The organism is Kaistella sp. CFF1-2, assembly GCF_059509915.1.
This window is the reverse complement of sequence record NZ_JCAKLF010000001.1, coordinates 1,035,018-1,049,311: the sequence shown is the minus strand read 5'-3', so window position 1 is coordinate 1,049,311 and position 14,294 is coordinate 1,035,018. Positions and strand designations below refer to the sequence as shown.

General features: G+C 38.1%; 10 protein-coding genes. 8 read left to right on the top strand and 2 right to left on the bottom strand.

Annotated features, from left to right (window positions below):
- Positions 1-6: 6 nt before the first annotated feature.
- The 4 genes from AC5XHR_RS04825 to AC5XHR_RS04810 are packed head-to-tail and all read left to right on the top strand — an operon-like array spanning position 7 to position 7,545.
- Positions 7-2,739, top strand: coding sequence for a SusC/RagA family TonB-linked outer membrane protein (locus tag AC5XHR_RS04825; RefSeq protein ID WP_495949638.1), 2,733 nt, complete (start codon positions 7-9; stop codon positions 2,737-2,739).
- A 24-nt stretch (positions 2,740-2,763) separates the two neighbouring features.
- Positions 2,764-4,263: a RagB/SusD family nutrient uptake outer membrane protein gene (locus AC5XHR_RS04820; RefSeq protein ID WP_495949637.1), complete on the top strand. Its 1,500-nt coding sequence runs from the start codon at positions 2,764-2,766 to the stop codon at positions 4,261-4,263.
- An 18-nt stretch (positions 4,264-4,281) separates the two neighbouring features.
- On the top strand, positions 4,282-5,523 hold the full coding sequence (locus AC5XHR_RS04815; RefSeq protein WP_495949636.1) for a glycoside hydrolase family 99 protein: 1,242 nt from the start codon (positions 4,282-4,284) through the stop codon (positions 5,521-5,523).
- Positions 5,524-5,541: 18 nt separating this feature from the next.
- Positions 5,542-7,545 (top strand): glycoside hydrolase family 97 protein, encoded by a 2,004-nt coding sequence (locus tag AC5XHR_RS04810; RefSeq protein ID WP_495949635.1) that lies wholly within the window; start codon positions 5,542-5,544, stop codon positions 7,543-7,545.
- Between the two features lie 132 nt (positions 7,546-7,677).
- Here AC5XHR_RS04810 and AC5XHR_RS04805 read toward each other — a convergent pair whose 3' ends face one another.
- Both AC5XHR_RS04805 and AC5XHR_RS04800 read right to left on the bottom strand, forming a co-directional pair.
- Positions 7,678-9,234: an Rne/Rng family ribonuclease gene (locus AC5XHR_RS04805; RefSeq protein WP_495949634.1), complete on the bottom strand. Its 1,557-nt coding sequence runs from the start codon at positions 9,232-9,234 to the stop codon at positions 7,678-7,680.
- Between the two features lie 229 nt (positions 9,235-9,463).
- Positions 9,464-9,754, bottom strand: coding sequence for an HU family DNA-binding protein (locus AC5XHR_RS04800; protein WP_495949633.1), 291 nt, complete (start codon positions 9,752-9,754; stop codon positions 9,464-9,466).
- A 47-nt stretch (positions 9,755-9,801) separates the two neighbouring features.
- Between AC5XHR_RS04800 and mutY the strand changes: the two genes are divergently transcribed.
- From mutY to AC5XHR_RS04780, 4 genes are read left to right on the top strand one after another with little or no spacing between them, the layout of a single operon-like run.
- Complete coding sequence (mutY, locus tag AC5XHR_RS04795; protein ID WP_495949632.1) at positions 9,802-10,845, top strand: A/G-specific adenine glycosylase; 1,044 nt, start codon at positions 9,802-9,804, stop codon at positions 10,843-10,845.
- 40 nt (positions 10,846-10,885) lie between these two features.
- On the top strand, positions 10,886-11,458 hold the full coding sequence (gene gldD, locus AC5XHR_RS04790) for a gliding motility lipoprotein GldD (protein WP_495949631.1): 573 nt from the start codon (positions 10,886-10,888) through the stop codon (positions 11,456-11,458).
- 12 nt (positions 11,459-11,470) lie between these two features.
- Positions 11,471-12,400 carry a PfkB family carbohydrate kinase gene (locus AC5XHR_RS04785; protein WP_495949630.1) on the top strand — a complete coding sequence of 310 codons (930 nt, stop codon included), beginning with the start codon at positions 11,471-11,473 and terminating at the stop codon, positions 12,398-12,400.
- 12 nt (positions 12,401-12,412) lie between these two features.
- Positions 12,413-14,239: a peptidylprolyl isomerase gene (locus tag AC5XHR_RS04780; protein ID WP_495949629.1), complete on the top strand. Its 1,827-nt coding sequence runs from the start codon at positions 12,413-12,415 to the stop codon at positions 14,237-14,239.
- Positions 14,240-14,294 lie beyond the last annotated feature (55 nt).

The following is a 14,294-nucleotide window of genomic DNA, read 5'->3' as shown; positions in this document are numbered from 1 at the left end:
AACAAAATGAATAAGAATACAGATATAATAGGAAAGCATTCTTCCATTAAAAGATTGGTTGCCTTAGGACTTGTGGTTTTGGCATCTTCCTTGACTTTTGCACAAAATACAGATGAAAAGGCTGTAAAAGATACGTTAGGAAAAGAAACCGAAATTGAAGAGGTGAAAATTGTTGCTGTTGGGTATGGATCTGTGAAAAAGAGAGATTTAACCGGAGCAATTACAAGTTTGAATGAGGATGATTTAATGAAAGGTGTGGTAACATCTACGGAACAGGCTTTACAAGGGCGCGTTGCAGGTCTTACGATTATGCAAGGAACGGGTGACCCAAGTTCGGGAGCTTCCATTCGTTTGCGTGGAGGGACGTCGCTTACCGCAAGCAACAATCCTTTAGTGGTTGTTGATGGAATTCCTGGGGTTGATATCAATATCGTTCAATCATCAGACATTAAATCCATTGATGTATTGAAAGATGCTTCGGCAACAGCAATTTACGGTTCTAGAGGTGCGAATGGTGTGATCATCATTACAACAAAAAGCGGTTTGAAACGTAGTCAAATCACCTACAATAATTACGCAGCAGTTGGTTACGCATCGAATAATGTAGATATGCTTTCAGCTAATCAGTGGAGGAAGTACGTTCGTGATAACAATATCTCGGGAGCGGTTGATTATGGTGGAAACACCGATTGGCAAAAGGAATTGCAACGCGTTTCGTTTAGTCAGCAACATGAATTAGGATTGTCAACGGCTGGAGATAATGGCGGTTTTAGAGCGTCTTTGTCGTATTTGGATAGCCAAGGGATTATCAAAACAACAGGCTTAAATCGTTTGAGTGCGAATATCACAGGATATCAATATGCATTGCAAAAAGCATTGAAATTTGATTTAGGAATCATGGCGAATATGGATCGTTGGCATCCGTTGGATTATCGAATTTTCGAAAGAGCATTCAATCTAAATCCAACCATTCCAGTTCGTGATGCAAATGGAAAATATACGTCTGTTGGAGGTTCTATCTACGAAAATCCAGTGGAGTTGATGAATAACCGAACGTCGGATATGAAGAAAATTCGTTTGATGGGATTTGCAAAAACGGAAGCTTCATTTAGCGATGATTTGAAAGGTGTTATAAATGTTTCTATGGAATATAATGGGACGCAAGGTGGCAACTACAAACCTTCGTACGCCATTATGGAAGGGATGAATGAAAAAGGATGGGGACAAAAAACCTACGGTGAATATTTGAATTCTCAAATTGAAACGTATTTGAATTACAACAAAACGTGGGCAGATCATACGTTTGGTGCTATGGCGGGATACTCATTCTTAGAGAATGTTTACGAAGGTTTTGGCGCGCAAAGAAGTGGTTTCGAAACGGATTTGTTTGGGTACAATAATTTAGGAGCAGGAAGCAATTACCGTTTAGGTGATGTGTATTCCTACAAAGGAAAATCCAATTTAGCTTCGGTTTTCGGAAGATTAAATTATGGCTATGCAGGAAAATACCTTTTCACTGGAACGATTCGTCGTGATGGGTCAAGCCGTTTTGGTGCGAATCACAAATGGGGAACGTTCCCATCGGCTTCCGTTGCATGGCGCGTTAGTGATGAAAACTTCATGGAAGGAGCGAGCAAGTGGTTAACGAATTTGAAATTCAGAGCGGGATACGGTATCACAGGTAACCAAGATGGTATTGGTGAGTACAAGTCGCTTTCGATTTTAGGTGTTGGGCAAGACAGTTATTACAATCCAGAAACGGGAACTTGGGCTTTGGCGTATTCTCCAGTTCAGAATGCAAACCCAGATTTGAAATGGGAAGAAACGAAGCAGATTAACATCGGAGCGGATTTTAGCTTGTTCAATCGTGTGAATGTTTCCCTAGATTATTACGATAAAAAGACGGACGACTTGTTGTATACATACCAAGTTCCGCAACCGCCATATTTGGTAGGAACCATGTTGGCAAACGTAGGAACGATGCGTAATAAAGGTTTTGAAGCAGCTATTAATGCAGATTTCATTAAAACCGAGGATTTTAAGTGGAGTGGAAATTTCACTTTTGCAACCAACAAGCAGAAAATCGAAAAATTAAGTAATAAAATTTATCAAGCCGATTTAATTCAATCAGGTTCATTACATGGGCTTTCAGGAATGAGTAACCAATATGCGCAGATTATTGCAGAAGGCTATCCTGTAGGAACTTTCTGGGGAAGAGAATATCTTGGACTGGATGATAAAGGAAACTTTATTTTGAGCGATGAGGAGAAGAAAATTGGAGATGTTCAGCCGGATTTCACGGTTGGGGTTAATTTCAACTTTTCTTACAAGAGATTGGATATGTCGATTGCTGGATACGGAATGTTCGGTCAAGATGTTTTGAATGCGACAGAAATGATGTTGTATGATAGAAACAGACTTCCGGCGTACAATGTTCCGGATGCGTTTTTATCGTCTCCAGTAAAATCTTCACCTACGTATTCTAGCTATTGGATTCAAGATGCGTCGTTTTTTAGAATCCAGAATGTGACGGTAGGGTATACCGTTCCTTTGAAAAACTACGGAACTTCATTACGAATTTATCTAACAGGACAGAATTTATGGGTGTTTACGAAATATTCAGGAACCGATCCTGAGGTGGATAACACAGGTTTAGCAAGTCCGGGAATTGATCGTTTCAACAACTATCCAAGACCGAGAACGATTTCAATGGGGCTTAATTTCACCCTTTCTAATTAATCTTTTTGAAAATTATTGATCACAATGAAAACAAAAATATTTTTATCATTCATGTTAAGTGCGGTTTTGGCCGTTTCGTGTACCAATCTGGACGAAGAGCTTTATAGCACGGTTCCGGATGGAAGTTTTGGGACGACACCTGCCGAAGTTCAAGCGTTGGTGGGAGGTGCGTACTCGTCATTACGAGGTTTTTCAGATGAAATCACGACATCGTTTCCTACGACCGAAGTGTTTTTCATTAACGAAGTATCTTCGGATGAAGCGACTATTCCAACTCGTGGTGTGAACTGGTACGATGGTGGGCGTTATCAAGAAATGCAAAGACACGACTGGACGCCGCAAAACCCTTTGGTATTCTCGGTTTGGAGATATGCGTATAACGGAATTGCAAAAGTAAATTCTATTATTTATCAAATTGATAAATCAGCACTTTCTACCAAAGAAAAGGAACCTATCTATGCTGAATTGAAGGCAGTTCGTTCGTATTATTATCTATTGCTTTTGGATATTTTCGGAAATGTTCCCATCGTAACGGATTTTGCGGACTTAACGTTGCCAACCAACTCGTCAAGAGCTGAGGTTTTCAATTTTGTTGAAAAAGAATTGAATGACGCATTACCGCATTTAAAAAGTGGTGTAGTCTATTCAAAATTCACCAAAAATGTTGCTTATGCTTTGTTGGCTCGTTTGTATCTGAATGCGGAAGTCTATACAGGAAAAGCACGTTGGGCAGATGCTTTAAAAGCGGCTCAAAGTGTACAAGGACACTCTTTAAATGGAGATTATTTTGGGAATTTCTTAGTTGAAAATCAAAATTCTCCTGAAATCATCCTTTCTATTCCTTTTGATTCAAAAGCAGGAACGGTGGGTAATTACATCGGATCGATGAGTTTCCACTATTTACACAGATTTACGGTTGCAGCAAACGGAGATTATCCTTGGTGTGCAAACGGAATTTCGGCGCAGCCAGGCGTTTATTCAGCGTTTAGCGAAGAAGATAAACGAAGAAAATCTTTAGCAATTGGAGATCAAATTAGTTTGGCTACAGGAAGCACAATTGTAATGGATAATGGCGAACCTTTGACCTATACTGAAAACATCACCAGTTTGGCTAGTGCGAAAGAAAATGAAGGAGCAAGAATCAACAAATACGAGCAAAAGCCGGGTGAAAAGTACGAAAGAGATCACGATTGGGTGTTGGTTCGTTATGCAGAAATGTTGATGATTCAAGCGGAATGTCATGTGAGAATGGGAAATCCAAGTTTAGCAAAACCTCTTGTGGATCAAGTTTTAGCTAGAACAGGAACCAAAGCTCCAGATAATATTACATTGGATTATCTGAACGAAGAGTTGATGAAAGAATTCATTTTCGAAGGACAGAGAAGAACAACGAATATTCGTTTCGGAACTTTCTTCAAGCCATGGTGGGAAAAAGGAGCAACAGCAGCTTATCGAAATATTTTCCCAATTCCATCAACAGTGTTGATTACCAATACAAATTTGAAACAAAATCCAGGTTATTAAGAGTAAATACGTACGATTATGAAAAGAATTTTTTCGATGGTGGCTCTAGCAGCTGCTTGTATTTCGCTTACGTATTGTAGCGATAATGATAGTCCTTCCGAAGGAGGTGGGACGGTAGAATATCCATCGCCAGTAGCGATTCCAAAATCCAATTCCATGCAGTTGTATATGCACTATATGCCATGGTTTGAGTCCAACGAAAGCTCGGCAAACGGGAAATGGGGATACCATTGGACGATGGCAAATAAAAATCCAGATAAAATTTCACCAGACGGCAAACGGGAGATTGCTTCGCACTACTATCCCATGATTGGTCCGTACCATAGTGGAGATCCTTATGTGATTGAAAATCATTTGCTAACGATGAAATATTCAGGTGTCGATGGTTTATTGATAAACTGGTATGGTTCGTTCGATTTGAATGATTTTAAAGACAATCGCATCAACTCTGAGCAAATTATTGAGATGTGTAAGAAATTGGGAATGAATTACGCTTTAGTTTACGAAGATCGTTTCTTACCGGATATTGTAGGAGCTGGCTTAGCGCCAACAATTGCGAGTGCTGCTCGTGTGGATGCTTTTTATATGAACAAGCATTATTTTGGAGATTCCAACTATATAAAACTTAACGGAAAACCATTGTTACTCAATTTTGGTCCCATTAGTTTGACAACTCCAAATCAGTGGACAACGGCATTTTCAGTGATTGAGCAAAAACCAGAATTCTTAACGCTTTGGAATCAATCTGATCAGGCAGGAGCAAATGCTCAAGGGGAATTTGCGTGGGTGTACAAGGATAGTAATGCGCTAGTGGATTTTTACACAAACAGAATTAAGACCTTGAAAACAGCGATTGCTGGTGCTTATCCAGGATTTGTAGATTATTATGCTGAAGGTGGAGGCGGTAGCAATATGGGATGGAGTATTCCGCATAACAACGGAGCGACGTTCGATGAAACCTTAAACTTGGCGAAAAATTCAGGTTTAAAGCATCTTCAATTAATCACGTGGAACGATTTCGGGGAAGGAACGATGATTGAACCGACCAAAGAGTTTGGATTCTCGTATGTTCAAAAACTGAAAAATTTCGCTGGGGTTCAAGAAAAAACGGATGTTTTTCCGGAAATCTTCAAGTTGTTTGAGTTGAGAAAGAAATATCCTAGTAATTCGGATGTTCAACGAAAATTAGATGAGGTTGCCGCTCTTTTTGCAGCCAATCAAGCAACTACAGCGATAAGTAAATTAAGTCAAATTCAATAGTTTAAATGAAAAGGAAATATGTTTAGGAAATCAAGTATTTTAATTTTTAGTTGTCTCGGATTCATTTTTGCTCATGCGCAGCAGGTTTTTCAATTGGTTTCACCCAACGGGAAAAACAAAGTGAAAGTGGAGCAAGATGCTGCGGGAAAACTGAAATATAGTGTTGAGTTTAAAGGTAAGGAAATCATCAAGCCTTCGGCTTTAGGTTTTAATTTTTTTGGAGAACAGCCTATTGGCGCGAATCTTCAAGTGGTGAATTCTGAAAAAAGAAGTTTTGATGAGAATTGGAATATACCTTTAGGTGAATTTTCAACCATTCGAAATCACTACAACGAACTGAAACTCGAACTTAAAGAAACGTCGAACCAACCGAGATTGGTGAATTTAGAATTTCGTGCTTTTGATGATGGAGTAGGATTTAGATATCTTTTTCCGAAGCAGGAAAATCTTCGGAACGTTCGTATTAAAGACGAAAAAACGGAGTTCGCAATCAATGGTGATATCGATGTTTGGTGGATTCCTGTTCATCGTGAAAATTCGTATTACGAAAGTTTATATCGTAAAACGCCGATTTCAAAAACGGATACCATCAATACACCGGCCACTTTTGAAACCAAAGACGGAAATTTTTTTGCGATTCATGAAGCAAATCTTACTGATTTTGCATCCATGACGTTAAAAAGAGAAAACGGAAGCGTTTACAAAGGCGAATTAGTTCCTTGGTCGGATGGGGTAAAAGTGTACACGACGGCGCCATTTAACACGCCTTGGAGAATTATCATCACAGGTGAAAAAGCAGGTGATTTAGCAACATCGACGATGATGTTGAATCTAAATGAACCTTCAAAAATTGCGGATGAATCGTGGTTACAACCGTCAAAATACATCGGTATTTGGTGGGGAATGCATTTGGAAACGTTCTCTTGGGGGCAAGGTCCAAAACATGGTGCAACAACAGCAAACACGAAAAGATATATCGATTTCGCGGCTAAACACGGACTAGATGGCGTTCTTGTCGAAGGTTGGAATGAAGGTTGGGACGGAGATTGGACGGCTGATGGTAATAGTTTTAGCTTTACAAAAGCCTATCCTGATTTCGACATCAAAGCGATTACCGATTATGCTCGAGATAAGAAAGTTCGCTTAATTGGACATCACGAAACGGCGGGCGCAACTCGAGGGTATGAAAGTCAAATGGAAGATGCGTTCAGACTCTATCAAAGTTTGGGTGTCAACTCGGTGAAAACGGGGTACGTAAACAAATATTTGGATAAAAAAGAATGGCATGATGGGCAATACGGCGTTCGTCATTACCGAAAAGTAGTGGAGACAGCAGCCAAATACGGAATTATGATCAACAATCACGAGCCAGTTAAAGGAACGGGATTGCAAAGAACCTACCCAAATTTGGTGAGTCAAGAAGGGGGAAGAGGGCAAGAATATGATGCGTGGTCTGCGGATGGTGGGAACCCACCAGAACACACGACGATTATGCCGTTTACAAGAATGCTTTCGGGACCTTTTGATTTTACACCAGGTACGTTTGATTTAAGTTATAAAGTTCCTTCTGGAGCGCGTGTTCAAACGACTTTAGCAAAACAATTGGCTTTGTATGTTGTGATGTACAGTCCGATTCAGATGGCTTCGGATCTTCCTGAAAATTACGAAGGAAAACCAGAATTTGAATTTGTGAAAGAAGTTCCTGCGATTTGGGCAGATACGAAATTTTTGGATTCTAAAATTGGTGAATACACGACTGTGGTTCGTAAAGATCGTAAATCCGACGATTGGTATTTGGGAAGTATTACGAATAAAGACGCACGAAAACTGAAAGTTTCGCTGTCGTTCTTACCAAAGAATAAATCCTATAAAGCGGTGATTTATCAAGATGGAAAAGGAGCAGATTATAAGTCGAATCCATATCCAGTAGAAATCACAACTAAAAAGGTGAATTCCAAAACGGTTCTAGAGCTTAATTTAGCACCAGGCGGAGGAACTGCAATTAAATTTGAATCTCTTTAGATTAGTTTTTCATACACATTTTCTTTGTATTTAAGGCATCCGGTTTGGGTGCCTTTTTTGCATAAAAAATCCGCCGCACTTTGTGCGGCGGAAGATGATGTATTTTAGGTTGTTTAAAACTGTAATACCGTCTTAATTGGAATATTGAAAGAGCTCTTTCTTGTCGCTATTATACAAGCGGAACTCAAGATACTTAAATGAGTCTCTCGGAATAATCGTGACCCACTTTTTGTATTTTAAAAACCACTTCATCTGTATGCTCATCAGCCCTTTTGTTAAAAAAGCTTCAATGAACGGATGAACGTGGAGAAAAAGTTTTCCTTTTTCTTTTGCCATAATGTTACGTATTGCTTCATCAATACGTTCCACAATAACAATAGGTGCGTGTATTTCGCCATCTACATTCGGGTTTTCCTCGTTGGTCTCGATGTATTTCTCTGGGCGTACACGTTGTCTTGTCATTTGGATTAATCCAAATTTGCTCGGAGGTAATATCTTGTGTTTTGCTTTGTCACGCTTCATTTCTTCGCGAAAATGTTCGTACAGCAATCTTCGGTGTTCTGGATTTACCATATCGATAAAATCCACAACAATGATACCTCCCATATCTCGTAATCGCAATTGTCTTGCGATTTCTGTAGCAGCCATTTTGTTTACCATAAGCGCGTGCTCTTTGTTGGTAGTCGCTGCAGAAATATTAGGTCCTGAGTTTACGTCTACAACGTGTAAAGCTTCGGTATGCTCTATCACAAGATAGGCTCCTTTGGAGCTAGGAATGTTCACGTGTTTCCCGAAACTCTGTTTCAGCTGCTTTTCTACGTTGTAATATTCTAATAGCGGAATATGCGAGTCGTAGAATTGCACAATATTTTTTCGTTCTGGTGCGATGACATCAACATAGTTTTTCATGTCATTCACCATTTGCTCATCATCACAGATGATGTTTACGTAGTCCGCGTTAAAGTTATCTCGCAAGATTGCTGATGCAATGTCTTCTTCGCTGAGAATTTTAGACGGAACTTTTTGTTTTTGAATGTTTTTAAACGCCGTTTCCCATTTGGAAACCAAAGAGCCCATATCTTGGTGCAATTCAGCCACTTTTTTGCCTTCGGCAACGGTTCTGATGATCACGCCGAAACCCTCCGGTTTGATGCTCTCAATAAGCGTTCTAAGACGTTCTTTTTCTTCTGAACTTTTGATCTTCTTCGAAATAGAAACTTTATTATCGAACGGAATCAATACCAAAAATCGTCCTGTAATGGAGATTTGGGTGGATATTCTAGGCCCTTTTGTTGAAATAGGCTCTTTGGTTATTTGCAATAAAACGACGTCGTCTTTTGCAAGAACCTTGTCCACAGTTCCGTTTTTGTCGATTTCGGCTTGCTTTTCGAAGATTTTTAAGCTAGAAGAGTTTTGTTTTTTTGAAAAGATGTCTTTTACGTATTTTCTGAAACTCAGATAATCCGGTCCTAAATCTTGATAATGTAGGAAAGCATCTTTTTCGTATCCAATATTAACGAATGCCGAGTTTAAATTCGGCGCCAGTTTTTTTATTCTCCCCAAAAATAAATCACCTACGACGAAGTCGTTGTTCCCGGTTTCTTCATGAAGTTCAAAAAGACGTCCTTCTTCAAGGAGCGCTATTTTTGTTGAATTACCTTCATGAGAAACAATCAGTTCTTTCTTCATAGTGGTTATTTTGGTGAAAAAAATCTTGCTGTAAACAAAAATATAGTCGATGAAGTATAAACAAGATATCCATCAACTATATTTTTTATGTAGGAAAAATTACTTTTTCTTATGTCTGTTCGCTCTTCTTCTTTTCTTTCTTTTGTGAGTAGCTACCTTGTGTCTTTTTCTTTTCTTTCCGCTTGGCATAGTTGAAAAATGTTTTTTATGTGTTAATACTTATTTGATTTTATTTTACTGTAACTTTAGTTTTTACTTTGTCAACAAAAGTTTTCGCAGGTTTGAAAGCCGGAATATTATGTGCCGGGATTTCAATTGCTGTGTTTTTAGAAATGTTTCTCCCCGTCTTTGCTGCTCTGGTTTTGATGATGAATGAACCAAATCCTCTCAAATATACATTCTCTCCTGTGTATAATGAAGTTCTGATTTCCTGCATGAAAGCCTCGATAACTTTCTGTGTTTCATTCTTTTCAGTACCCAATTTATTCGAAATTGTGTTTACCAATTCTGCCTTTGTCATTTCCTAATTTTATTTTTAATTTTGGACTGCAAATATAAAGTTATTTTTTGAATCGATACAAACAAAACGCTGATTTTCTTCACATTGGTGAGCAGCTTTTGAAATGGTACGCTCATTTCGGAAGAGAATTGCCGTTTCGCACAACCAAAGACCCGTATATCATCTGGATTTCAGAGATTATTTTTCAACAAACTCGTATTTCCCAAGGAATGGCGCATTTCGAACGTTTTTCTGAACGTTTCCCGGATGTTTTTTCGTTGGCAAGTGCTGAAAAAGAGGAAGTTCTACTTTATTGGAAAGGTTTGGGATATTATTCTCGTGCTTTAAATATTCAAAAAGCAGCGCAACAAATTGTTGAAGATTTTAACGGGATTTTTCCATCAAAATTTGAAGATATTTTAAAGTTGAAAGGTGTAGGAAAATATACCGCTTCGGCGATTTCAAGTATCAGTTTTGGAGAAGATCGTGTCGCGGTGGACGGAAATTTTTATAGAGTACTTTCTCGTGTTTTTGCAGATTCTTTTGATATATCGGCTTCCAAAGCTTTTGAGTATTATTCGGATTTGGCCCATCGAATCCTTTCCAAAGGAAAAGCGGGTGATTTTAATCAAGCCATGATGGATTTGGGTTCTGAAATTTGCAAGCCTCGAAATCCACTTTGTGGTGAATGTCCGATTGCGAAAGATTGTTTAGCCTATCAAACCAATTCCGTTTTAGATTTTCCTGTTAAAAAATCGAAAGTGAAAGTTTTGGAAGAAAAGCTTTCGTATTATTTTATTCATTTTGGGGAGAAATTTTTAATTCAGCAACGCGATCAATCGGGAATTTGGAAAAATTTGTTTGAATTTCCGAATGCTGATTTTGAAAAGGAAGATTTCGTAATTTATCATGAAGAAACGATGATTCATAAGCTTTCTCACCGAAAATTAACAATTGAAATTAATAGTGTTGAATTGGCTTCGAATCGAGAATTGGAGACTTTTGCGAAGAAATATCAACTTCAAATTTCCGATTTGGAAGATTTTCATGGAAAGTCGTTTCCCAAACCGCTTCAAAACTTTATTGAAAATCAATTCGTAAGGCGGTTTTAAAACCTAGCCATATCTGAAATCTAATTTGTATTTTTGCCGGATGTTTAGAAAAATCGTTTTGGGATTAATCGCTGTATTGGCCGTTTCTTGTTCGGAAGAAGTGGTGCCAAAACCCTATGGCGAATTGAGATTGGAGTATCCAAGACCTCAATACAAGACGTTTTCTTCACCTTGTGGCTATAGTTTTGAATATTCGGATTTTGCAAAAGTAAGTCCTGGAAAAGAACCTTGCTGGTATTATATCGATTATCCGAAAATGAATGCGAAAGTTTTCATTACTTATTTTCCTATTCGCAACGATTTTGATGCGCATGTAAAAGAAGCGGAAAAGATGGTATATGAACATACGGTTAAAGCATCGGCAATTGATACCAAGTTTTTTGAATATCCAGAACGTAAAGTTTTTGGAAATTTTTATGAATTGAAAGGGCAAAGTGCTTCAAATATTCAGTTTTACGCAACCGACAGTACAAAACATTTTATAACGGCCAATTTGTATTTTAACACCCGCCCAAAACCCGATTCATTAGCGCCAGCAATTAGCTATATAAAAAACGATATCATGCACATGTTGGACAGTTTTGAGTGGAAATCTAAAGAATTAAGAAAATAATATAACAATAATATGAAACTTTTAGTAGTAGGATCTATGGCTTTTGATGCCATTGAAACACCTTTTGGTAAGACAGATAAAATTTTAGGTGGAGCAGCAACGTATATTGGTTTGGCTTCGGCAATTTTGAAAACTGATGTTTCTTTGGTTTCTGTTGTAGGAGGTGATTTCCCGCAAGAATATTTTGATATGCTTACGTCTCGCAATGTGAATGTTGATGGTGTAGAAGTGGTTAAAGACGGAAAAAGTTTCTTTTGGAGCGGTAGATATCATAATGATTTGAATACGCGTGATACATTAGCTACAGAAGTTAATGTTTTGGCAGATTTTGATCCTAAAGTTCCTGCGCATGCTCAAGAAGCGGAAGTTTTGTTGTTAGGAAATCTAGATCCTTCTGTTCAGCTTTCTGTTTTGCAGAAAATGGCTAAAAGACCACAACTTGTGATTTTAGATACGATGAATTTCTGGATGGATATCGCGTGGGATAAGTTGATGGAAATGATTCAACACACAGATGTTATCACTATTAATGACGAAGAAGCAAGACAATTATCTAAAGAATATTCGTTGGTGAAAGCGGCTCAGAAGATTCATGAAATGGGTCCGAAATACGTAATTATCAAAAAAGGAGAGCATGGTGCATTATTATTCCACGATGGGAAAATATTTGCAATTCCTGCTTTGCCGTTAGAGGATGTTTTTGATCCAACAGGAGCCGGAGATACATTTGCGGGAGGTTTTGCAGCGCATTTGGCGAAAACTGGAGATTTTAGTTTCGAAAATATGAAGTCAGCAATCATCATTGGTTCCGCGATGGCTTCATTTACCGTAGAAAAATTCGGTACAGAACGTTTAGAAGAACTTACGTTGAATCAACTTTCGGAAAGAATCGAAAATTTCAAACAATTAACGACTTTCGAAGTTTCGCTTAACGGAGAATAATTCGATATTCCGATGAAAAAAATATATTTCTTAGGAGCTTGTCTTCTTACTCAAATGGCTTTTTCACAATACATGATCGTGGGAAAAGACAGCATTTCTGCGAAAGATTTTGCACGAGATAATGAGTATTCATTGAAAAATAACGGGATTGAAAAGAGTTTGAAAAGTTCGCAGGAATTTTTGCTGTTGCAACAGTTTGCAGCGGAAAAAAAGGCTGATACGGCTGCTTTTTTCAAAGATCGTATGGTGCAAACAATGGGCGAACTTCGTAAAGAACGTTTTTATCCGCCTGCTTTAACCAATTCGTTGCTTACGGAATACGTTCAAGCGAATCAATTGGAGCGAAAAATGCTATTTTTCATTGTTGAAAAGAAGGACGGTGACGTAAATGATTATCAAAAGATTTATCAAGAAGTGAAATCGGGAAAACTCTCGATGGAAGAAGCGATAAAGAAATATACAACCCAAGAACCTAATCCGGTTTATGTAAAGCCAGGAGTTATGGATCAAGGGGTTTTCGATGATTTGGTAAAAGCAAGCAACGGCAGTTTTTCCCGATTGGTGAATACTTCCGGATACGCCGCTTTTGCAAAGTTAATTGACACCCGACCAAGTTTGGGCTATGTGATATTTGGAACGGTTTCGTATCCAAATAATGCAGATGCAGAACAAACAAAAACCAAAATTTATCAAGCGTTAAAGGAAGGTAAGAAGTTTGAAGCGGTAGCCGCAGAATTTGGAAGCACCGATCAAGAAAAGAAAAACGGTGGCGTAGTTATGGGTTCGCCAACGTTGCCAGATGAAGTTTATGCCGAATTTAAAAAGCTAAAGTCGGGTCAATATATTCCACAACCGATTTTGATAGAAGATAAATATTACATTTTTAATGTATATCAAATGTTTCCATATCAGTTGGATGCGGATAGAAAAGAATTTTTCTTGCGTGAAATGATAAATTCTAATTATGCGCAGAAGCTTCAAGATCAGTTTGTTAATCAAATGATGGCGACTTCGACTTTCAAAATGGGAAAAGTGAATTCGGAACTTTCCAAGTCGTATCAAGCGTTTTTAAAGCAAACCAATCCGAATACCGTTTTGGCAACCTATGGTAAAAATCAATTGAAATTAGAGGAATTCCAAAAGGAATTGAAAGAATTTCCGAATATTGAAAAAGTGGGTCCACAAGAGTGGAAGGAGCTTTACGATGCAAGGATTCGTCATTTTGTGTTAACGGCCTATTCCAAGGATTTTGATTTTCAGCCGGAAAATGCACAAAAAATTAAAGAAGCGAAGAAAATGTTGTATTCAGAGTATGTTTTCTCGCATTATTTGAAAAACCAAATCGATAAAAATCCACAAAAATTGGCAGATTATTACAACAAGAATAAGAGCAAATTCATGTGGGATGAGCGCGCAGATGGACGTGTTGCGATTTTGTTGGACGATTCTATGGCGAGCGAAATTCAGAAACAGATTAAAGATAAATCCAATTGGGAAAAGCTAAAAGCAAAATATTATGGCAAATTGAATGCTAAAAATCAAATTTTAGTTCATTTTGAAGAAGGAAAAATGGTGAAAGATGCCGATATTTTTGTGAATAATAAATTGCCTTTTTCTGCAGGAGTTAACACGACAAAAATTGGAGACAAAACGGTTGTTGTCGCGGTAGATTCTATCGTTCCACCAACGCAGATGACGAAGGAAGAAGCGGATGAAATGATTCGTGATGCAGTTTTCGAGGAAGAGCTTCAGCAAACGATTGCGCAGCAAAAAGCCAAGACAAAAATCGTAGTTGAACCTAGTTTCTTAAAGGAATTGGAAAAGAATTTTAAGAAATAATTATAATATTTTATATAAAGAATCTCGGTAAGAAGTTTAATTTTGCACAATTAAT